The following is a 20,923-nucleotide window of genomic DNA, read 5'->3' on the forward strand; positions in this document are numbered from 1 at the left end:
CGGGCCGCGCCCCCATGGACCCCTCTGACCCTGGAGAAATTGTGAGCGCTAACAACGACAGCTACGTCGTCGGCGTCGACTTCGGCACGCTGTCCGGCCGCGCCGTCGTGGTGCGGGTCTCCGACGGCGCGGAGGTGGGCAGCGCCGTGCACGAGTACGCCCACCGCGTGATCGAGGACCGGCTGCCCGGCACGGACGTGAGGCTGGGCCCGGACTGGGCGCTGCAGTCGCCCGAGGACTGGCGCGAGGTGCTGCGCACCGCGGTCCCCGAGGCGGTGGCGGTCTCCGGCGTCTCCCCGTCGCAGGTCATCGGCATCGGCACCGACTTCACGGCCTGCACGGTGCTGCCGGCCACCGCCGGCGGAACCCCGCTGTGCGAGGTCGAGGGGCTGGCCGCCCGGCCGCACGCCTGGCCCAAGCTCTGGAAGCACCACTCCGCCCAGCCGCACGCCGACCGGATCAACGCCCTGGCGGCCGCGCGCGGCGAGTCCTGGCTGGCGCGCTACGGCGGCAAGATCTCCTCCGAGTGGGAGTTCGCCAAGGCGCTGCAGGTGCTGGAGGAGGACCCGGAGGTCTACGACCTGGCCGAGCGCTGGATCGAGGCCGCCGACTGGATCATCTGGCAGCTGGCCGGGGTGGAGACCCGCAACATCTGCACCGCCGGATACAAGGGGATCTACCAGGACGGGGACTATCCCTCCGAGGACTTCCTGGCCGAGCTCAATCCCGCCTTCGCCGGTTTCACCGGCAAGCTCGGCCGGGAACTGGCTCCACTCGGCGGCCTGGCGGGCCGCCTGACGGCCGAGGCCGCCGAGTGGACCAAGCTGCCCGAGGGCATCGCCGTCGCGGTGGGCAACGTCGACGCCCACGTCACGGCCGCCGCCGCCGACGCCGTGCGGCCCGGCCAGATGGTCGCCATCATGGGCACCTCCACCTGCCACGTCATGTCGTCCGACTCCCTGGCCGAGGTGCCGGGCATGTGCGGCGTGGTGCGCGACGGGATCGTGCCGGGCCTGTGGGGCTACGAGGCCGGCCAGTCCGGCGTCGGCGACATCTTCGGCTGGTTCGTCGAGACCTGCGTGCCCGGCTCCTACGAACGCGAGGCCGAGCGGCTGGGCCGTACCGTGCACGAGCACCTCACCGAGCTGGCCGCCGCGCAGAAGGTCGGCGAGCACGGCCTGGTGGCGCTGGACTGGCACAACGGCAACCGGTCGGTCCTGGTCGACCACGACCTGTCCGCGGTGATCGTCGGCCAGACGCTCGCGACCCGCCCCGAGCACACCTACCGGGCGCTCATCGAGGCCACCGCCTTCGGCGCCCGCATGATCGTCGAGACGTTCGAGGACTCCGGCGTGCCGGTGGAGGAGTTCGTCGCCGCCGGCGGCCTGCTGAAGAACCGCTTCCTCATGCAGGTCTACGCCGACGTGCTGGGCCGGCCCATCTCGGTGATCGGCTCGGACCAGGGCCCGGCGCTCGGCTCGGCGATCCACGCGGCCGTCGCCGCCGGGGCCTACCCGGGCATCGAGGAGGCCGCCGCGGCCATGGGCAAGCGCACCGAGGCCGCCTACGTGCCCGACGCCGGGCGCGCCGACGCCTACGACCGGCTGTACGCCGAGTACTGCCACCTGCACGACCATTTCGGACGAGGAGAGCACCCCCATGGCAACGACGTTCTGCACCGCCTGCGCGCCCTGCGGAACGAGGTGAGCGCGTGAACTCCCTGGTGCGAGAGCTCAAGGAGACCGTCTGCGCCCTCCACGACGAGCTGGTCCGCTACAACCTCGTCGCCTGGACCGCGGGCAACGTCTCGGGCCGGGTGCCGGGGGAGGACCTGTTCGTCATCAAGCCGAGCGGCGTCTCCTACGACGACCTGACCCCGGAGTCGATCGTCGTGTGCGACCTCGACGGCAACCTCGTCGAGGGAGAGCTGTCCCCATCCAGCGACACCGCCGCCCACGCCTACGTCTACCGGGCCATGCCGCACGTCGGCGGCGTCGTGCACACGCACTCGACCTACGCCTCGGCCTGGGCGGCGCGCGGCGAGGCGATCCCGTGCGTGCTCACCGCGATGGCCGACGAGTTCGGCGGCGAGATCCCGGTCGGGCCGTTCGCGCTGATCGGCGGCGACGACATCGGCAAGGGCATCGTGGCCACCCTGGAGGGGCGCCGCTCCCCGGCGGTCCTGATGCGCAACCACGGGGTCTTCACCATCGGGGCCTCGGCCAAGGCGGCGGTCAAGGCCGCCGTGATGTGCGAGGACGTCGCCCGGACGGTGCACGTCGCCCGGCAGCTGGGCGAGCCGCTGCCCATCCCGCAGGGGGACATCGACAGCCTGTACGACCGTTACCAGAATGTCTATGGACAGAGGAGTCCGCGTTGACCCGACACGAGCGTGAGATCTGGTTCCTCACCGGCAGCCAGGGACTGTACGGCGAGGCCACGCTGCGGCAGGTGGCCGAGCAGTCCCGGCAGATCGCGGAGGCTCTGGACGAGGCCCTGCCGTTCACCGTGGTGTGGAAGCCGGTGCTCACCGACGCCGAGGCGATCCGGCGGATGTGCCTGGAGGCCAACGCCTCGGACGCGTGCGTCGGGGTGGTCGCCTGGATGCACACCTTCTCCCCGGCCAAGATGTGGATCGCCGGCCTGGACGCGTTGCGCACCCCGCTGCTGCACCTGCACACCCAGGCCAACATGGAGTTGCCGTGGGACTCCATCGACATGGACTTCATGAACCTGAACCAGGCCGCCCACGGCGACCGCGAGTTCGGCTACATCCAGGCCCGGCTCGGCGTGCCCCGCAAGACCGTCGCCGGGCACGTGAGCGACCCGTCGGTCGCCGAGCGGATCGGGGCCTGGGCCCGGGCCGCGGCCGGGCGCGCCGAGGTGGGCTCGCTCAAGCTGGCCAGGTTCGGCGACAACATGCGCGACGTGGCCGTCACCGAGGGCGACAAGGTGGAGGCCCAGCGGCGCTTCGGGGTCTCGGTCAACACCTACGGGGTCAACGACCTGGTGGCCGCGGTCGATGCCGCCTCCGACGCCGAGGTGGACACGCTCACCGCGGAGTACGAGGACCTCTACAAGATGGCCCCCGAGCTGCGCTCCGGCGGCGACCGGCACGACTCCCTGCGCTACGCCGCCCGGATCGAGCTCGGCCTGCGCGGCTTCCTGGAGAGCGGCGGCTTCAAGGCGTTCACCACGAACTTCGAGGACCTCGGCGGCCTGCGCCAGCTGCCCGGCCTGGCCGTGCAGCGGCTGATGGCCGACGGGTACGGCTTCGGCGGCGAGGGCGACTGGAAGACCTCGGTGCTGCTGCGCACGCTGAAGGTGATGTCCGCCGGACTGGACGGCGGCACGTCGTTCATGGAGGACTACACCTACCACCTCGTGCCGGGCCAGGAGCTCATCCTCGGCGCGCACATGCTGGAGGTCTGCCCGACCATCGCCGCGAACACGCCGTCGTGCGAGATCCACCCGCTGAGCATCGGCGGCCGTGAGGACCCGGTCCGGCTGGTCTTCGACGCCCAGCCCGGTCCCGCGGTGGTGGTGGGCCTGGCGGACATGGGCGAGCGCTTCCGGCTGGTCGCCAACGAGATCGACGTGGTCGCCCCCGCCGAGCCGCTGCCCCGCCTGCCGGTGGCCCGCGCCGTGTGGCGCCCCCGGCCGGACCTGCGCACCTCGGCCGAGGCCTGGCTGACGGCCGGCGCCCCGCACCACACCGTGCTTTCGTCCGCGGTCGGCACCGAGGAGCTCGCCGACTTCGCCGACATGCTCGGCGTCGAGCTGCTGGTCATCGACGCCGGGACCACCACCCGCCAGTTCACCAAGGAGATCCGCTGGAACCAGGCCTACTACCGCCTGGCCCAGGGGTTCTGAGGGCCTGTCCGGTTCTGAGGGCCTGTCCTGATCGGAGGAGCGGGTCCTGAAGGGGGGGCGGGTACGGCGGTGCGCGCCGGGCGGGCCGTAGTGGGCCGGGCTGCCACCCGCGGGGCGCTGGGCCAGTGATGGGGCGTCCCCGGTGGGTCGGGTGCCGCCCGCCCGTGGGGCGCGTCCGTGGTGGGCCGGGTGTCGCCCGCCCGGGCTGCGCCGTACGGCGGCCGGGCGAATGAGCCTGACGTCCCGTCGGGGGGTCAGTGATCACTTGTGGGCTGTGATCGAGGATGGTCCCCGGGACTCGGCGTTCGTCGAGTCCCGGGGTAGTCGGTGCCCTGGGAGTGTGGGCAGGTGCGGTTGTTGTGAGGCGCAGCCGGGTGGGCGACACGCGGCCGGCCACGGACGTGGCTCACGGGTGGGCGACACCGGGCTCACCGCGGACGGGCCCGCCGCCTGAATCCGACCCCTCGCCAGCAGATTCGCCAGCCGTTACCCGCCGCCGTACCCGCCTGCCTCTCCATGACGCCCTCACCCGGCTGCCCTGCGGCGCAGCCGGGGTGGGCGACACGCGGCCGGCCACGGACGTGCCCCACGGGTGGGCGATACCCGTCCCGCCATGGACGCGCCCACCACCTGGACGGATGTGCCCTACGGGCAGGATCACCACCCGATACTCGTCGCCGTACCCGTCCTTCAGCCGCAGCCCCTGACGGCCGCCTCGATCCCGTCCAGCAGGACGGTGAGGCCGACCGTGAACGTACGGTCCATCTGCCGCTCCAGGTACGGCACCGCGTCGTCCCCGGGCGGGTCCTGTACGGCGCCGTCCCCGTGTCCCGCCGCCGTCTCCCCGGCGAGCCGGGCCGACATGGGGAAGCGTTCGGCGAAGTCGGGCGCCAGCTCACTCAGCAGGGCCGAGCGGCCGGCCCACCACTCCTGGTCGGACACGCCGGTCGCCGCCGCGGCGAGCCGTGCCTCGGCCACGGTCTGCGCCGTCCCGCGGACGAAGTGGAACAGCGCGGTCACCGTCCCGCGCAGCGTCCCGGCGTCGAGGCCGGCGCCGTACAGGATGCCCACCAGCTGCTCCATGACGGCCTGCTCGTTGGGGCCGAGGACAGGGCGCGCGTAGGACACCTGCACCACCCACGGGTGCCGCAGATAGAGCGACCACAGTTCCCGGGCCCACGCCGTCACCGCCTCCCGCCATCCTCCGTCCGGGCCCCCGTCCGGGCCCCCGCCCAAGTCTCCACCTGAGCCGCCCAGGTTCCGGGCGGGCGGCATCTCGGCGTGCACCCGGTCGTACATCAGGTCCAGCAGTTCCGCCTTGCCGGGCACGTAGGTGTACAGGGCCATGGAGGAGCGCCCGAGCCGCTGGGCCACGGTGCGCATCGACAGCCCCGCCAGGGTGTCGGCGTCGGCCACCGCGATGCCCGCCTCCACGATCGCCTCGACGCTCAGCGTGGGCTTGGGCCCCGGCGACGAGCCCGTGGCCTGGGCCCGGGGCGCCCACAGCAGGGCCATCGACCGGCCCGCGTCTCCCTGGCCGGCGAAGATGCTCACCGTCGAACTCCTTATGGCGTAAGGTATTATCGTATCGATCTACAGCATACGGGATTACCGTCGTCATCCGATGGACCGGAGGTGGAGGCATCCGATGGGCGAAGCGAAGCTGACCGAAGCGAAACTGCACGACGGAAGCGGCATCGAGGTGGAGTCGTACGGCACCGGCCCCGTCGTGCTGCTGCCGGTGAACCCGCGCCCCGCCGAGGGGGCCAAGGCCGACGAGCTGCGCCGGTGGGGGATGGACCCCGCCCTGGGCCGTTCCCTCATCGACGGGCTCGCCGACGCGTTCCGGGTGGTCGCCTTCGACTACGAGGGCCACGTCCTGGCCAATCCCAAGCCGGACAGCCTGACCCCGCAGGCCATCGCCGACGACATCCTCGCCGTGGCCGACGCGGTCGGCGCCGACCGGTTCGCCTACTACGGATACTCGTGGCTGGCCTTGAGCGGGCTGCAGCTGGCGATCCGCACCGACCGCCTGTCGGCGCTGGTCATGGGCGGATTCCCGCCGATCGACGGGCCGTACGCGCAGATGCTGCGGGTCACCGAGGCGACCCACGAACTGGCGGTCTCCCCGTCCGGGACTGAAGCCCCCGGCGCCGACGCGTCCGGGACTGAAGCGGCCGGCACCGACGCGTCCGGCACCGGCACGGCCGGGACCGAGGCGCCCGACGCTGACGCCTCCGCCGCCGCAGCCGGCACCTCCGGATGGACGGCACAGGACACGCAGGCTCCGCAGAGCACGGACGACTACGACTGGTCGGCCTCGGAGATGACGATGACCGAGCCGCAGACCCGGCAGTTCGTCACGCTGTACCGGGCGCTCCGGGGGTTCGACGACCGGGCCGTCCAGGAGCGGCTCACCTGCCCGCGCCTGTGCTTCGCCGGGTCGGCCGACACGATCACCTACGACGAGCGCTGGGGCGGCGTGGTGGTGGACATCGCCGGTCCGTTCGCCGGGCAGCGCGCGGAGCTGGAGTCCCTCGGCTGGGAGGTGCGGGTGCTGGACGGCCTCGACCACACGCAGGCCATGCAGCCCGGGCACGTCCTGCCCGTCCTGCGTCCCTGGCTCGATTCCGCGCTGGCCGGCCGCTGATCGACGGGTCAGATGTTCGACCCGTCGGGGGGCACGCCGTCGGGCAGCGGAGCCGCGGGCCCGGTGCCGTCGGCGGCCCCGGGGCAGGTCAGCCCGAGGGTGTAGGCGGTCATGGACAACGAGCCGTAGGCGTACCCGTCCACGAGGACCTCGGTGGTGCCGCCCTCGGTGCCGGCCAGTCCGGCGAGATAGAGCAGCGGGATGAAGTGGTCGGGCGTGGGTACGGCGCGCCCGAAGTCGCGGTGGCCGTCGAGGGAGGCGGCGGCGACGGGATCGCCGAGCATCGTCTCCTTGGCCTGCTCGTCGAAGCGCTGCGCCCAGTCGTAACCGCTGTCGGGCAGTGCGCCGTTCATGCCGCGCAGGTTGTGCACGACGTTGCCGCTCCCGGCGATCAGCACCCCGCGCTCGCGCAGCGGCGCGAGCCGGGCGCCGAGGTCGAGGTGATAGCCGAAGTCCTTGTCGGCGTTGATGCTCAGCTGCACGACCGGGACGTCCGCCAGCGGGAAGGCGTGCACCAGGACCGACCAGGTGCCGTGGTCGATGCCCCAGCTGTCGATGTCGGCGCCCACCCAGGTGGGGCGGACGGTGTCGGCGATCTCCTCGGTCAGCTCCGGCAGGCCGGGGGCGGGATAGTCGACGTCGAACAGGCGCTGGGGGAAGCCGTAGAAGTCGTGGATGGTGCGGGGACGGGGCATCGCAGTGACGGCGGTGGCGTTGATGTACCAGTGTGCCGAGATCACCAGCACGGCGCGCGGCCGCGGGACCGCCTCACCGAAGGCCCGCCACGCCTGGGTGTAGCGGTTGCTCTCCAGCGCGTTCATCGGGCTGCCGTGCCCGAAGAACGCCGCGGGCATCATGTGCGGCGCCGTGTCACCGGCGGCCTCCGCGGCACCGATGGTCTCTGTCGTCTCCGTCACCGCTCGCCCCCGCCTCCCGTACGGCCCCTGTGCCCCCTGTGCGACCCTCTGTGCGGCCCCGCACGGCCCGGCCGTACGGCCTGCCGTACGGCCAGGCTAGCCCGGCCGCGTCCGCCCGCCGCGGAGGCGCGCTCCCCGGTGGGCGGGGACCGCTTGACCTCAAGAGCGGTTGAGGTCGCAGGCTTGATCACGGAAATCGAGCCGGAGGAGCGGACTGATGCGTGCGGTGTGGTTGAAGGAGTTCGGCGGGCCCGAGGTGCTGGTCGTGGCGGAGACGCCCGATCCGGTGGCCGGGCCCGGGCAGGCGCTGGTCGAGGTGGCGTTCGTCAACATCACCTTCGTGGAGACCCAGCTCCGCGCCGGCGGGGCCGGGCCGTTCCGGCCGGAGCTGCCGATGATCCCGGGCAACGGCGTCGGCGGGGTGGTCACGGCGGTCGGCGTGGGAGTGGATGAGGCCCTGGTCGGCAGGCGGGTGGTCACCGGCACCGGCGGCTCCGGCGGGTACGCCGAGCGCGTCGCGGTCGACGCCGGCGGTCTGATCGAGGTCCCGGACGGCCTGGAGCTGGACGCCGCCGTGGCGCTGCTGGCCGACGGTCGTACGGCGACCATGATGCTGCGGGCCGCCGGGGTGCGCGCGGGGGAGCGCGTGCTGGTCGAGGCCGCCGCGGGCGGGGTGGGCACCCTGCTGGTCCAGCTGGCCGCGGCGGCCGGCGCCGAGGTCGTCGCCGTGGCCGGCGGCGCGCGCAAGGTGGCGCTGGCCCGCGATCTCGGCGCGGACGCGGCGATCGACTATCTGGAGCCGGACTGGGTGGACCGGGTGCGCGAGGCGACGGGCGGGGTCGACGTCGTCTTCGACGGGGTCGGCGGCGCGGTCGCGCTCTCGGCGTTCGAGCTGCTCGGCCGGGGCGGGCGGATGCTCAGCTTCGGGCTCGCGAGCGGGCAGTGGGCGAGCATCCCGGAGGAGACCGCCGCGGAGCGCGGGGTGAGCCTGGTACGGGCGCAGGCCTCCCCTGAGGAGATGCGCGGGTTCACCGAGAGCGCGCTCGCCGAGGCCGCGGCCGGCCGGCTGCGCCCGGTGATCGGGCAGCGCTTCCCGCTGGAGCGGGCGGCCGACGCCCACGCCGCCATCCAGTCGAGGGCCACCGTCGGCAAGACCCTGCTGGAGGTCCGAGAGGTCTGAGAGTGCGTTACGCGAGCTGATGCCCCCTTTCGTCGTCGCGGTTGGATGAGGTCTGCGGGTCGGTGGGTCGCTCTGTTCGGTCTACGGGTGCGGCTGGGTGAACAAGCCGGGCCCGGTTTCGACGAGGATGGCGCGGCTGGCCAGGCGTTCGAGCTTGGCGCGGACGTTTCGGATGCCGTTGGGCGTCAGGGGCAGGCCCATCGCCAGCGCCAGGTCGCGGGCGCGTAGAGAGCCCTCGGCCTGGCCGAAGACGGTGAGGATCTGCTGGTAGTAGGGATGATCGAAGCCGACCAGCCGCGGCGCGTCCGGTTCGGCCGGAGCGGGGTCCGCTTCAGCGAGGGACAGGAGCGTCTTGCGGCTGATCCGCACATGCTCGGCCTCCCGGCTGAGCTCACCGAGCCGCGCGGTCAAGGAGTCGATGTCGGTCTGGGTCTGCTCGATCCGGCGGGTCAGGGCCTGTTCTCGGGCATCCAGCCGGTCCGCGAGCCAGGTTCCGGGATCGGGCGGGTATCGGGCCTGGTCACGTCCACCGCCACGACGGCGTCGAAGGGGTCGGACGCCGGGACATCACATCCGTCATCGCCCAGTAAACCCGTGATTCGGAACTCGATGGGAGATGCTCGTAGTCGCGGACCGGGCGCCGGTGGAACATCAAGATCCCGTAGGTCTGCTCGACGACCCATCGTTTCGGCTGGGGCACGAATCCCTTGTCGGACCGGTTGCGTTCGACGATGTCCACGTCGATTCCCAGGCCGGCGCCATGGGCGGCGACCGCGTTCTTGAATCCCTGGTCGACCAGCGCCTTGGTCACGCTTCCCTCGGTGACGGCGGCGACCCGGTCCGGCAGGGCGATCCCGGCGGCGTTCTCGTGGGCTGAGGCCGCGAGCGCGACGACCGTGATGACCAGGCCCAGCACGTCTACGGCCAGGCCTCGCTTGCGTCCCGGCACCTTCTTGGCGACGTCCCGGCCGGTCGTTCCGGCGGGGACCCCGGCCGCGACGTGGACGCTTTGGGTGTCCAGCACGACCAGGCCCGGGTCGGCTAATCGCTTCTTCTTCTCGCGCAGGTGCCGGCGCAGCAGGTCGTGGATCGTCTTGTCGGTGCCGTCGTCGCGCCATTTGGCGAAGTAGTAGTACGTCGCGCCCTTGGGCGGCAGGTCATGGGGAAGATGGACCCGCAGACTGGCGGTAACACCACAAATCCACGCGATCACATAACGACATCACGGATGGAGGCTCACTTGGGCACTCTCAGGGGTTCGAGGGCGGCTAGGACGAGGTCGAGGCCGAAGGTGAACTCCTCCGCCGGGTCGTAGCCGGCAGCGGCGAGCACCGCGGCGGACTCGTTGAGGTAGGGGAACTCGTCAGGAGGAAGCTGGGGCAGGAAGACGTCCTCGGCCATGTCCGCGAACCCATCGGCGGTGTCGAACGGCAGGCTGGCTTCCTGCAGGGCGAAACCGTAGACGTAGCTGTCGAGCAACCAGTTGGCGTGCGTCGCCATCAAGACCGGGAAGCCGGCCCTCCGCAGGCAGGCGGTGACCGCTTCGCGGTGGCGGAGGTTCGCGGGCCCCGGCGATGTCCGCGACTCCATCAGGCCGATCGCCCACGGGTGGCGTCCGAGAACCTGTCGGGCGGATATCGCCCGACGTCGCATCGCTGACTGCCAGTCGGTCTCTTCGGGCGGGAGCTCGATCTCCTCGAACACGACGTCGATCATGGCGTCCAGCAACTCCTCCTTGCTCGCCACGTAGTAGTAGAGCGACATCGCGCCCGCGCCGAGCGCGCCAGCCAGCCGGCGCATGCTCAGCCCCCCGACCCCCTCGAGGTCGGCGAGCCGGACCGCCTCGGCCACCACCCGTTTCCTGCTCAGCGCCGCGTCTGACGCCACCTGGCGTCGTTCCCTCGCAGACACGGGTCTCCTCTCGCTCGCTCGAGCGGCTTGACAATCGTCCGGCGCACGGTCTTGGTACAGCGTACTATTCATAGTACATCGTACGACGTACGATGTACGAACCGGCGGGAGTCGTAGCTCGGACGTGAGGAGGCTTCTGTGGGAATCGAACAGCGATCGAGTGCCGGAGTACGCCTGGCGCCGGGGGCGGGTCCGCCGGGGGCGACGACGATGCGGGCCGCCGACCGGCACCGCTACGGCCTGCCCTCAGCGCTCGAGTCGTCCGAGGTCCGGGCTACCGCTGCCCGGTCGGGGCGATGTGCTCGTCCAGGTGGGCGCGGCCTCGGTACATCCCTGCCGCCACTCCGGCGGAGGGACCGCTCCTCTCGAAAGAAGAACCGATGACCATCCGAACGAAAACCCCGAACCTGCTCGACAATCGGCCGGTCCCCGTGCGGGCCAAGCTCGCCGCCGCGTGGACCAGCCTCATGTTCCTCTACATCTACGTCGACTACTTCCACCTCCACAAGCCCGGCGTCATCGACAACCTCCGCGCCGGCGTCGTCTTTGAGTTCGACATCAGCCCGACGTTGTTGACCATGATGCTCGCGTCCATGGCGATCCCGGCCCTGATGGTGATGCTCTCCATGACGCTGCCCGCCCGGGTGAACCGCGCCACGAACCTCGTCGTTGCATCGCTCTACATCCCCTACTCGGTGTTCAACGCGGCAGGGGAGTCCTGGGACTGGGCCCCCTTCTACGGCCTCTCCATCGGAATCGAGGTGCTGCTCCTGGCCTTCATCCTGCGCTCCGCCTGGACCTGGCCTCGAAGCCCCGCCTTCCCAGCCGGTCCCGCGACGACCGACCTTCGACAGGACCTTCGACGGTAGGCGTCCGCGCCAGCCGCGCCCGTAGGCCAAACGGTGGCTGACCGACCAGCAGACCTCGTCCAACCAACCGCAACGACGAAAGGGGCATTGGCTCGCTTAAGCCCTCCGAGAGGTCCGAGAGGTCCGAGAGGTCCGAGAGCCGGCCCGCCGGCTCACCGGCCTGTCAGTCTCGGGGGCTCCGGGTCTAGAGGCCCCGGGACTCCAAGGACTCCCGGGGACTCACAGCAGCAGCTGCTCCTGCTGCTCGGTGCGCCACTCCACCAGCAGCACGGTGGCGTCGTCCTGGAGCCGGCCCTGCTGGTGCTCGAGGAGGCTCTGGATCAGGCGGCGCAGCGTCTCAGGCGGCGATACGCCGTCGGCCTCGCGGCGGATGACGAAGTCGGCGAAGCGCTCCAGGCCGAACTCCTGCCCGTCGGGGCTCTGGGCCTCTATGACGCCGTCGGTGTAGAACAGCAGCCGGTCCCCGGGCTCCAGCTGGTAGCGCGACGGCTCGGTGAACGTCTCCATGCCCAGGCCCATCGGCGGGTCGGGCTCGGCCTCCAGCGTGGCCACCCAGCGCCCGCCGCGCAGCACCAGCGGCGGATGGTGCCCCCGGTTGATCCAGGTCAGCGCTCCGGTGCGGGTGTCGAGGTCGGCCAGGATGCCGGTGGCGAAGCGGGCGCCGCCGAACTGCTCGACGATCGCGGCGTCGATCGCCTCACCGACGGCCCGCAGACCGGTGTCCTGGCGGCGGTTGTTGCGGCAGGCGCCCATGGCGATGGTGGCGGTCAGCCCGGCGGCGGTGTCGTGCCCCATGGCGTCGAAGATCGACAGGTGCAGGGTGTCATCGGCCAGCGCGTAGTCGAAGGCGTCCCCGCCCACGGAGTAGGCGGGCTCCAGGGCGGCGCTGATCACCACGCGCTCGGTGGCGAAGGTACTGATCGGCAGCAGCGTCCACAGCACCTCGGCCGACAGCTCCATCGGCTGGGTGCGCACCAGGCGGGCGTAGGTGTCGCTGGTGGCACGCTTGCTGGACAGGATCAGCGCCACCAGGGAGGCCAGCTGGGCGGCCTGCCACCGGACGGTCTCACCGCCGGTGGCGGCGGTTATGCCCAGCACGCCGATGCGTTCGGTGCCGTCCAGCAGCGGCGCCCACAGCTGCCGGGACTCCTCGTCGGTGATCGGGTGCGAGGGTGCGGGCTCGGTGTCGTCGGTGCGGCGGACCTGCACGATCTCCAGGGTGCGGAAGGCCCGCCCGGCCACGGTGGCGTCGATGCGCAGGCGCTCCAGCTCCTTGCCGTCGGGGTCGTGCTGACCGGGCAATGGCACCAGGAACTGGTTCTGCAGGTCGGCCAGGTACAGCATGACCTCGGAGAAACCGGCCGGTCCGGCGTGCTTGACGATCATGCCGGGAAGCTCCTCCACCGAGGTCAGGTGGTGGGCGGCGATCAGTTCGCCGAGCATCTGCTCACCGTCGCCGGGCAACTGTCCGCTGTAGCCGGATGTCTGCTCACCGTCGCCGGACATCGGCTCCCTCCCTCCCATCGGTCGCCTCCTGTTCGTCGGGCGGCCGGCGACCGGGCTCGGCCGGCCCTCTACCGTCCGGCACTTCCCTGAAGGGACGAGGCTCACACGATTCGGCGGTGTCCGGTGTCTACCAGGATGCGACCGGTCGCATCCAGCCGACACGCGGAGGCCCCGGTACGGCGGGCCGTACCGGGGCCGTGGGCGGGGCGGCCGCGGGAGGCGACGGCCGCGGCGCCGGTGGGATCACCGCAGGACGCGCAGGAAGACGTCGTTGACCAGGTTGCCGTCGCCCGGCACCAGGTTGCCGGCCTCGGAGGCGAAGGCGACCGTCCGGCCGTCGGCGCTGAGGGCGGCCTCGTCGCTGAGGTCGTCCGCGGCGGCCCCGGTGGAGGTGACACTGGCCAGGGTGTTCTGGAAGCCCTCGGCCTGGCTGAGGTCGGCGACGAAGACGTCCTGGGTCCCGCCGTTGGCGTCACCGCCGAACACCAGGTTGGTGGCGTTGCTGCGGAAGGCGACGAAGCGGCCGTCGGCGCTGATGGACGGGCCGCGGCTGCTGCCGTTGCCGGGGACGTTGGACAGGCCGCTGACCACGTTGACCGTGGTGCGCCTGGTCAGGTCGTGGCGGAAGACGTCGTCCCTGCCGTTGGTGTCCCCGCCCTCGAGGTTGGCGGCGCGGGACTCGAAGGCGACGAAGCGGCCGTCGGCGCTGATCACCGGGTTGATGCTGAAGTTGTCGCCCTGGGCGCCGGAGGAGGAGACGCTCGCGCGGACGGTGCCGCCGGACAACGTGCGGACGAAGACGTCCGTGGCTCCCGCGGTGTCCCCGGGGACCAGGTTGGACGCGGCCGACTGGAAGGCGATCCTGACCGCGGTCCCGGCCCGGGTGACCGAGGGGTTGGTGCTGGCGCCGTCGGCCTGGGCGCCGTTGTCGGCGAGGCTGACCCGCGTGGTCAGCCCGAGGTCGCGGTCGTGCAGGAACACGTCCCGCACGCCGTTGGTGTCCCCGTTGACCAGGGACGAGGCCTCCGACTCGAAGACGACGAAGCGGCCGTCGGGGCTGATCGCCGGGTTGACGCTGATCCCGTTGCCCTGGGTGCCGTTGGTGGCCACGCTCACCCGCTTGGTGGTGCGGGTCGCGGTGTCGTGGACGAAGACGTCCGGGGCGTTGTTGGTGTCGCCGCTCACCAGGTCGGAGGCGAAGGACTGGAAGGCGACGAAGCGCCCGTCGCCGGAGACCGCCGGGTTGGAGCTGTTCGGGCCGGCCTGCGTCCCGCCGGTGCGGACGCTGACGAGGGTGGTCGTGCCGGCCGTGCGGTCGCGCAGGTACACCTGCCGTCCGGCGGTGGAGCCGAGGTTGTCACTGATGGAGTCGAAGGCGACGAAGCGGCCGTCGGTGCTGACCGAGGGCAGGTCGCTGACGGAGTCGCCCGGCTGCCCGGCGCTGTTGACGCTGATCCGCTCCGTCGTGGGCGCGGCGGCCGAGGCCGAGCCGGCCCAGGCGGCGCCGATCACCAGCTGGGCGGTCACGAGCCCGGCCGCGGCGGCGCCGAGGAGGCGCCGGCCCGACCGGCCGTTCCTGAAACGCGCGTTCATGTCGTTCCCCTTGGATGTGAAGATCCCGGCCTGGCTCTCAGACCGGGATTCCTCACGATGCGGGGGCCCGCTGTCACGGCGCTGTCGACGGACTGTCGCGGCGCTGCCGCAGGTCCGGCGCGGGGCCGCCGGCCGGGTGTCCGGCAGGCGTGCGGGAACGCCGCCGTCAGCCCGCGGCCGTGCCCTGCTCGCCGACGCGGAGCACCAGCTTGCCCCGGGTGCGGCCGGTCGCCAGGCGCTCGTGCGCCTCGGCCGCCCGCTCCAGCGGGAGCACCTCCTCGACCTCGACCTTGACGTGGCCGTCGTCGATCAGGCCGGCGATGCGGGCCAGCGCCGGGCCGTCCGGCTCGACCAGGAACGCGCCCGCCCGCAGGCCGCGCTGCTCGGCCTGCCGCAGCAGGTCGGGGGAGACGCCGGAGGGGATGGCCAGCAGCAGGCCGCCGGGGACGAGGACGTCCAGGGAACGGGTGCTGGTGGAGTCGTGCCCGTCGCCGACCAGGTCGATGACCACGTCCACGTCGCCCACCTCCTTCTCGAAGGGGCCGGCGGTGTAGTCGATCAGCTCGTCGGCGCCCAGGCCGCGCAGCCACTCGTGCTTGCCCTCCCGGGCGGTGCCGATCACGTGCGCGCCGAGGTGCTTGGCGATCTGGACCGCGAAGTGCCCGACCCCTCCGGCCGCGGCGTGCACGAGCACCCGCTGCCCGGGCCGCACGTCCGCGGCGTCCACCAGCGCCTGCCAGGCGGTCAGCGCGGCCAGCGGTACGGCGGCCGCCTCGTCGTGGCCGACGGAACGCGGCTTGAGGGCGAACTGCCGGGATGGGGCGGTCACATACTCGGCGAAGCCCCCGGCCTGACGGGGGAACCACGGCATGCCGTACACCTCGTCCCCCGGACGCAGGGTGTGCACGCCGAAACCGATCTCCTCCACCACTCCCGAGACGTCCCAGCCCAGGACGAACGGGGGCTCACCCAGCACCCCGGCCATCCCGCCGCCCTCGCGGGTCTTGACGTCGACCGGGTTGATCCCGGCCGACACGACGCGGACCAGGACCTCCGTGGGAAGCGGTTCGGGCCGCGGCAGCCGTACGGAACGCAGAACCTCCGGACCGCCGAAGGCGTCCTGGCTGATCGCGCGCATGAGTGTCATCAGTCGTCTCCTTGCCGATTGGTGATGGCGACGGCAGGGACGCTATCGTCAGGGGCCTAGTAACCATCAAGGGCGCCTACTTTCTTTTGGAAAGCATTGAGCTCCGGAGGGGGAGTCGTCATGTCCACCACCTGTCTCACCGGCCGGCACGACAAGCACGACGTCTACGCCGAGCAGTGCCCCTGCCGAGGCGTGCTCGACATGCTGGCCAACAAGTGGACCGCGCTGGCGATCGGCGCCCTGGAGGACGGGCCGCAGCGCTTCGGGGCGCTGCAACGCCGCCTGGAGGGCGTCAGCCCCAAGGTGCTCACCCAGACGCTGCGCCGGCTGGAGGAGGCCGGGTTCGTGGACCGCACGGTCTATCCCGCCGTCCCCCTGCACGTGGAGTACGCCCTGACGGAGCTGGGCGTCGGGGTCGCCGAGCCGCTGCGCGCGCTGCGGTCGTGGGTGGAGCGGCACCTGGACGAGCTTCTGGGGTGACCCGGGCTGAGCGGTGCCGCGGTACATGTGTGTCTGAACGGGCGGTTGCGGACAGACAGGGTGGCGGACAGTAGTAACTTCGACACATGCGACTGGGCGTTCTCGATATCGGTTCCAACACGGTGCACCTGCTGGTCATGGACGCTCATCGGGGAGGCAGGCCGCTGCCCGCCTACTCCCACAAGGTGGAGCTGCGGCTGGCCGAGCACATGGAGGACGGCGACCGGCTGTCGGCGCACGGGGCCGGACGGTTGCGGGAATGCGTCGAGGAGGCCCTGCGGATCGCCGAGGACAAGGGGATCGAGGACCTCATGGCCTTCGCCACCTCGGCGGTGCGGGAGGCCGTCAACGGCGAGGAGGTGCTCGCCCGCATCAAGGCCGACACCCGGGTGGACATCCAGGTGCTGTCCGGGCAGGACGAGGCGACGCTGACGTTCCTGGCCGTGCGGCGGTGGTTCGGCTGGTCGTCCGGGCGGCTGCTGGTGCTCGACATCGGCGGCGGCTCCCTGGAGATCGCCTCGGGCATCGACGAGCAGCCCGATGTGGCGGTCTCGCTCCCGCTGGGCGCCGGCCGGCTGACCCGCGGCTGGTTCACCGCCGACCCGCCGCCCGCCGAGGAGGTGCGGGCGCTGCGCAAGCACGTGCGGGCGGAGATCGCGCGCTCGGTGGGCAACGTCTCCCGGTACGGCCAGGCCGACCACGCCGTGGCGACCTCGAAGACGTTCAAGCAGCTGGCCAGGATCGCCGGGGCCGCGCCGTCGAGCGAGGGGAGCGGCGTCCGCCGGACGCTCAGGCACACCGACCTCACCGAGTGGGCCGGACGGCTGGCCGAGATGGACGCCAGGCAGCGGGTGGAGCTGCCCGGCGTCTCCGAGGGACGGGTCCGGCAGCTGCCCGCCGGGGCGATCGTCGCCGACGCCACGATGGACCTGTTCGGCATCGAGGAGCTGGAGGTGTGCCCCTGGGCGCTGCGCGAGGGGATCATCCTGCGCCACCTCGACTCGCTCCCCGGCTGACGGCGCCCCTCCCGCCCGTCGCGCCGCGGCCGTACGCGCACCCCCTCCCACCTGGGCCGCGTTTACCGTTCTTTGAACTGGTAAGAGCGCGTTACCATGAACATGGCTCAGATGGAAGGGGCCGCCCACCGGGCGGCGAACAGCCGGACGCTGGACAGACTGGCCCGTCTGGGCATGATCTGCCGCGGCGTCCTGTACGGACTGATCGGATTCCTGGCCCTGCAGATCGCCTTCTTCGGCGGCAGCGGCGGCAAGGAGGCCGACAAGACCGGCGCGATCGAAATGGTCCGGGAGCAGCCCTTCGGCACGGTGCTGCTCTGGCTGATGGTCGTGGGCTTCACGGCCCTGACCCTCTGGCAGCTCTCCGAGGCGGTCATCGGACGCGGCCAGACCAAGGACAGAGTGGAGTCGGCGGGGCGCACGGCGGTCTACGCGCTGATCGTGGCCACGCTGCTGAGCCTGCTGCTCCGCGGTGACACCGGAGGCTCGACCGATGAGCACTCCAAGGACCTGACGGCCAAGCTGATGGACCTGCCCGCCGGGCAGCTCCTCGTTGGCCTGGTCGGACTGGGCCTGGTCGCGCTGGGCGCGTACTGGGTGCACAAGGGCTGGAAGCGCAAGTTCCTGAAGGACCTGCGCACCGGTGAGATGCCCGCCAAGGCGCGTCAGCTCGCCGAGAAGCTCGGGCTCGCCGGTTACCTGGCCCGCGGGGTGATCGCCCTGGTGGCGGGGGTCTTCGTCATCCAGGCGGCGATCTCCTACGACCCGGACCAGGCCAAGGGCATCGACTCGACGCTCCGCTCGCTGGCCGAGACCCCCGCGGGTCCGTGGCTGCTGGGGATCGTCGCGATCGGCCTGCTGCTCTTCGCGGTCTACTGCTTCTTCGAGGCCCGCTGGCACCGGATCTGACAGACTGTCGGCGCCCGGTGTGGCGGACCGGGTGTGACAGAGGAAACCGCACGTGACGGCAGGTGTGGACACGCAGGCGCGGGCGCGCCGGGCAAGTCCCACCTGCCTGTCCGGTGAGTGATCCAATTCGTACTTTTCCGAGACATCGCACCTCCCGAGAGCCGCGTCTTTCCAAAGGCGCCGACAGCATCGGGAGGGCCGTATGAACGACTCACCGGAGTACGACAGTACCGAATGGGCTCTTCGCCTGGAGGGCTCCCCCGACCAGGTGGTGCAGGCACGCCGCCTGGTCTCGGCGACTCTGGGGCGCGACCACCCCTTTCACGACGACTGCGTCCTTCTCACCAGCGAGGTCGCCACGAACGCGGTGCTCCACTCGCGGTCGGGCGACGGCGGGGTGTTCGTCCTCGCGGTGTCCTGCTCGCCCTGGGGCGTACGGGTGAGCGTGCGGGACGAGGGCTCCGCGCAGCCGCCCCTCCTGGCCCGCGCCGCGGCCGAGTCCACCGGGGGCCGCGGCCTTCCCCTGCTGGACGCGCTGGCCCACCGGTGGGGCGTCGTCAGGGAGGCGGGGACCAGCGAGGTCTGGTTCGAGCTGCTGCCGCAGCCGGTGGCGGTGCCGATGGGCCGGCTCGCCGGCGCCGGCGTCAGGTGAGCCCGGGGGAGGCGTCAGGTGACCCCGGTGAGGAGAGCAGCCGGTCCAGCACCCGCACGCCGAACTCCAGGCCCGTCACCGGCACCCGCTCGTCGACGCCGTGGAACATCCCGAGATAGTCCAGGCCGGGGTCGAGCAGCAGCGGCGCGAAGCCGTACCCCGCGATGCCGATGCGGGCGAAGGCCTTGGCGTCGGTGCCGCCCGACATCACGTACGGAACCGGCCGCGCGGCCGGGTCCTCGGCCCGCAGCGCCGAGCACATCCGCTCGAAGAACGGCGCCTCCATCGGCGCGGAGGGGCCGTCCTCCAGGTTGACGAACTCGCGTGTCACACCCGGGCCGAGGAGCCGGTCGATCGTCTCCAGGAACTCCTCGCGCAGCCCCGGCAGGAACCGGCCGTCCACGTGGGCGACGGCGGAGCCGGGGATCACGTTGACCTTGTACCCGGCCTGGAGCATCGTCGGGTTGGCCGAGTTGCGGATCTGCGCCCTGAACAGGGCGCCGACCCGGCCGAGCCGCTCGGCCTCCTCCTCCAGGCGGTCCCGGTCGATCCGCTCGCCCAGGATCTCCTCCAGCGAGTCGATCAGCGCGGAGACGGCGGGCGTCAGCCGTACCGGCCAGCGGTGGGAGGCGATCCGGGACACGGCGTGGCACAGCTCGGCGACCGCGTTGCGCACCGGCGGGCGGGAGCCGTGACCGGCGACCCCGCGGGCGGTCAGGCGCATCCAGGCGGTGCCCCGCTCGCCCACCGCGACGGGATAGACCCGGGCGTCCGGCGCCTGGACGCTGTAGCCGCCCGACTCGCTGATCGCCTCGGTGCAGCCGTCGAACAGCTCGCGGTGCCGGGTGGCCGCGTAGCGCGAGCCGTACTCCCCGGTGGCCTCCTCGTCGGCGAGGAAGGCCAGCACCAGGTCGCGTCCCGGCCGCACGCCGCGCCGGGCCCAGTCGCGCACCAGGGCCAGCGTCATGGACAGAGTGCCCTTCATGTCCACCGCGCCCCGGCCCCACACGCAGCCGTCGACGACCTCGCCCGAGAACGGGTGGATGCGCCAGTCGGCGGGCTCGGCGGGGACCACGTCGAGATGGCCGTGGATCAGCAGGGCCTCGGGCGAGTCGCCCGGGATCCTGACGACCACGTTCGTGCGGTGCGGGGCCGACTCGAAGACGACCGGCTCGACGCCCGCCTCGGACAGCAGCCCGGCGACGTACTCGGCCGCGGGCCGCTCACCGGCTCCGGGGTTGGTGGTGTCGAACCTGATCAGGTCCGAGCAGATCTGCGCGACCTCACTCATGGGGGGAAACTCCTGGAAACGATCGGTGCCCTGTGCCTGTTGCTCCGTGCCTGCTGCCCTGTGCCTGCTGCCCTGTGCCTGTTGTGCCGTACCCGCGGCGGGCGGCGGCGTCCCACCCCTCCTCAGAAGTCGGGGACCTCGATCAGCCGCAGCGTGATCTGCTGCCCGCTCCCGGCGGTCATACCCGGACCGGGCGACTGATCCACCACCCGCCACCGGGCCGGGTCGGTCACCTCGCCGCCGAGGATCGACGTCATGACGATGCTGGAGAACCCCAGTGACTGGAGCCGGCTCCTGGCGGCCTGCCCGTCGGAGCCCCGCAGGTCGGGGATCTGGACCTGCCCGTTGACGCCGGAGGGCGGGGCCGTGGTGCCGGGTACCCACTCGGGCTTGTCCGGGGCGGTGGCGCCGGGCGTGGCGGTGGCGGAGGTCCCGGGAGAGGGATCGGCGTCGCCGGACGGCAGGGTGAAGATCGACGGCGGGCCGGGGGAGGTCGGATCGGACTCGGAGGATCCGCCGGACAGCAGGAGGATCAGCGCCGCCACGGCGCTGCCCGCGGCGGCCAGCCAGGCGATCACGGCCACCGGGCCCGCCTTCGGGAGGTGCCCGGTGGAGGCGTCGGCGTCGGTGGGGCCGGGCGGCAGGGAGTGCGGCACCGGGGGCAACGGCGCGTACGCCGGGGGGAGCGGAGGCGCCGGACGTGAGGGGTGCGGCGGGTGTGAGGGGTGGGGCGAGTGTGAGGGGTGGGGCGGAGGGGGCGGAGGATGAGGGAAGGACCGATTGCGCAGGTGACCGGGCTGAGGACGGGTCAATGCCGGATGCCCCACTCTCTGTTGGGATGCCGCCATTCGTGACCTTACGCGCGTCCCGCGCGGACGTCGGGCCCCGGAGCCGTATCGGTTCCGTCACGGCTGTTCCGGCGGCGGGCT

General features: G+C 72.0%; 20 protein-coding genes. 10 read left to right on the plus strand and 10 right to left on the minus strand.

The annotated features are described in order from the left end of the window. Positions 1–14: 14 nt before the first annotated feature. The 3 genes from araB to araA are packed head-to-tail and all read left to right on the plus strand — an operon-like array spanning position 15 to position 3,873. A complete protein-coding gene (gene araB / locus Psi01_RS20875) occupies positions 15–1,715 on the plus strand; it encodes a ribulokinase (protein ID WP_204065736.1) in 1,701 nt (566 codons plus the stop codon). Continuing rightward, positions 1,712–2,380 (plus strand): L-ribulose-5-phosphate 4-epimerase, encoded by a 669-nt coding sequence (locus Psi01_RS20880; protein ID WP_239127880.1) that lies wholly within the window; start codon positions 1,712–1,714, stop codon positions 2,378–2,380. The genes araB and Psi01_RS20880 overlap by 4 nt, the downstream gene beginning before the upstream one ends. Beyond that, complete coding sequence (gene araA, locus Psi01_RS20885; protein ID WP_204065737.1) at positions 2,377–3,873, plus strand: L-arabinose isomerase; 1,497 nt, start codon at positions 2,377–2,379, stop codon at positions 3,871–3,873. The genes Psi01_RS20880 and araA overlap by 4 nt, the downstream gene beginning before the upstream one ends. A 690-nt stretch (positions 3,874–4,563) precedes the next feature. Here the strand turns inward: araA and Psi01_RS20890 are convergent. Beyond that, positions 4,564–5,427, minus strand: coding sequence for a TetR/AcrR family transcriptional regulator (locus tag Psi01_RS20890; protein WP_204065738.1), 864 nt, complete (start codon positions 5,425–5,427; stop codon positions 4,564–4,566). Positions 5,428–5,521: 94 nt separating this feature from the next. Here Psi01_RS20890 and Psi01_RS20895 point away from each other — a divergent pair, with 94 nt between their 5' ends. Next, positions 5,522–6,523 (plus strand): alpha/beta fold hydrolase, encoded by a 1,002-nt coding sequence (locus tag Psi01_RS20895; RefSeq protein ID WP_239127881.1) that lies wholly within the window; start codon positions 5,522–5,524, stop codon positions 6,521–6,523. An 8-nt stretch (positions 6,524–6,531) separates the two neighbouring features. Here Psi01_RS20895 and ygiD read toward each other — a convergent pair whose 3' ends face one another. Beyond that, positions 6,532–7,440: a 4,5-DOPA-extradiol-dioxygenase gene (ygiD, locus tag Psi01_RS20900; protein WP_239127882.1), complete on the minus strand. Its 909-nt coding sequence runs from the start codon at positions 7,438–7,440 to the stop codon at positions 6,532–6,534. 217 nt (positions 7,441–7,657) lie between these two features. Between ygiD and Psi01_RS20905 the strand changes: the two genes are divergently transcribed. After that, positions 7,658–8,620: a zinc-binding dehydrogenase gene (locus Psi01_RS20905; RefSeq protein ID WP_204065739.1), complete on the plus strand. Its 963-nt coding sequence runs from the start codon at positions 7,658–7,660 to the stop codon at positions 8,618–8,620. Positions 8,621–8,701: 81 nt separating this feature from the next. Here the strand turns inward: Psi01_RS20905 and Psi01_RS20910 are convergent, their stop codons facing one another. From Psi01_RS20910 to Psi01_RS20920, 3 genes are all read right to left on the minus strand, one after another. Further along, complete coding sequence (locus Psi01_RS20910) at positions 8,702–9,031, minus strand: hypothetical protein (RefSeq protein ID WP_204065740.1); 330 nt, start codon at positions 9,029–9,031, stop codon at positions 8,702–8,704. 109 nt (positions 9,032–9,140) lie between these two features. Beyond that, positions 9,141–9,833: a transposase gene (locus tag Psi01_RS20915; RefSeq protein WP_204065741.1), complete on the minus strand. Its 693-nt coding sequence runs from the start codon at positions 9,831–9,833 to the stop codon at positions 9,141–9,143. 23 nt (positions 9,834–9,856) lie between these two features. Then, positions 9,857–10,507, minus strand: coding sequence for a TetR/AcrR family transcriptional regulator C-terminal domain-containing protein (locus tag Psi01_RS20920; RefSeq protein ID WP_239127883.1), 651 nt, complete (start codon positions 10,505–10,507; stop codon positions 9,857–9,859). 404 nt (positions 10,508–10,911) lie between these two features. Between Psi01_RS20920 and Psi01_RS20925 the strand changes: the two genes are divergently transcribed. Then, positions 10,912–11,400 (plus strand): DUF6326 family protein, encoded by a 489-nt coding sequence (locus tag Psi01_RS20925; protein WP_204065743.1) that lies wholly within the window; start codon positions 10,912–10,914, stop codon positions 11,398–11,400. A gap of 219 nt (positions 11,401–11,619) precedes the next feature. On the opposite strand, the gene Psi01_RS20930 is transcribed toward Psi01_RS20925, so the two are convergent. From Psi01_RS20930 to Psi01_RS20940, 3 genes are all read right to left on the minus strand, one after another. Then, positions 11,620–12,906, minus strand: a complete 1,287-nt coding sequence (locus tag Psi01_RS20930; protein WP_239127884.1) for a PP2C family protein-serine/threonine phosphatase — start codon at positions 12,904–12,906, stop codon at positions 11,620–11,622. A 243-nt stretch (positions 12,907–13,149) separates the two neighbouring features. Beyond that, positions 13,150–14,499, minus strand: a complete 1,350-nt coding sequence (locus Psi01_RS20935; RefSeq protein ID WP_204065744.1) for a TolB family protein — start codon at positions 14,497–14,499, stop codon at positions 13,150–13,152. 166 nt (positions 14,500–14,665) lie between these two features. Then, positions 14,666–15,646: an NADP-dependent oxidoreductase gene (locus Psi01_RS20940; protein ID WP_239127885.1), complete on the minus strand. Its 981-nt coding sequence runs from the start codon at positions 15,644–15,646 to the stop codon at positions 14,666–14,668. A gap of 120 nt (positions 15,647–15,766) precedes the next feature. On the opposite strand from Psi01_RS20940, the gene Psi01_RS20945 reads away from it, so the two are divergent. From Psi01_RS20945 to Psi01_RS20960, 4 genes are all read left to right on the plus strand, one after another. After that, on the plus strand, positions 15,767–16,126 hold the full coding sequence (locus tag Psi01_RS20945) for a winged helix-turn-helix transcriptional regulator (RefSeq protein WP_204065745.1): 360 nt from the start codon (positions 15,767–15,769) through the stop codon (positions 16,124–16,126). 86 nt (positions 16,127–16,212) lie between these two features. Next, complete coding sequence (locus tag Psi01_RS20950; protein WP_204065746.1) at positions 16,213–17,142, plus strand: Ppx/GppA family phosphatase; 930 nt, start codon at positions 16,213–16,215, stop codon at positions 17,140–17,142. Positions 17,143–17,244: 102 nt separating this feature from the next. Then, positions 17,245–18,051: a DUF1206 domain-containing protein gene (locus Psi01_RS20955; RefSeq protein ID WP_239127886.1), complete on the plus strand. Its 807-nt coding sequence runs from the start codon at positions 17,245–17,247 to the stop codon at positions 18,049–18,051. 202 nt (positions 18,052–18,253) lie between these two features. Further along, a complete protein-coding gene (locus Psi01_RS20960) occupies positions 18,254–18,703 on the plus strand; it encodes an ATP-binding protein (RefSeq protein WP_204065748.1) in 450 nt (149 codons plus the stop codon). Here the strand turns inward: Psi01_RS20960 and Psi01_RS20965 are convergent. Beyond that, complete coding sequence (locus tag Psi01_RS20965; protein WP_204065749.1) at positions 18,696–19,994, minus strand: M20/M25/M40 family metallo-hydrolase; 1,299 nt, start codon at positions 19,992–19,994, stop codon at positions 18,696–18,698. The genes Psi01_RS20960 and Psi01_RS20965 overlap by 8 nt on opposite strands. Positions 19,995–20,116: 122 nt before the next feature. Further along, a complete protein-coding gene (locus tag Psi01_RS20970) occupies positions 20,117–20,650 on the minus strand; it encodes a PASTA domain-containing protein (protein WP_204065750.1) in 534 nt (177 codons plus the stop codon). Between the last annotated feature and the right edge of the window lie 273 nt (positions 20,651–20,923).

The sequence above is a fragment of the Paraplanobispora siamensis genome (assembly GCF_016863175.1).
Taxonomy (GTDB): Bacteria; Actinomycetota; Actinomycetes; order Streptosporangiales; family Streptosporangiaceae; genus Planobispora; species Planobispora siamensis.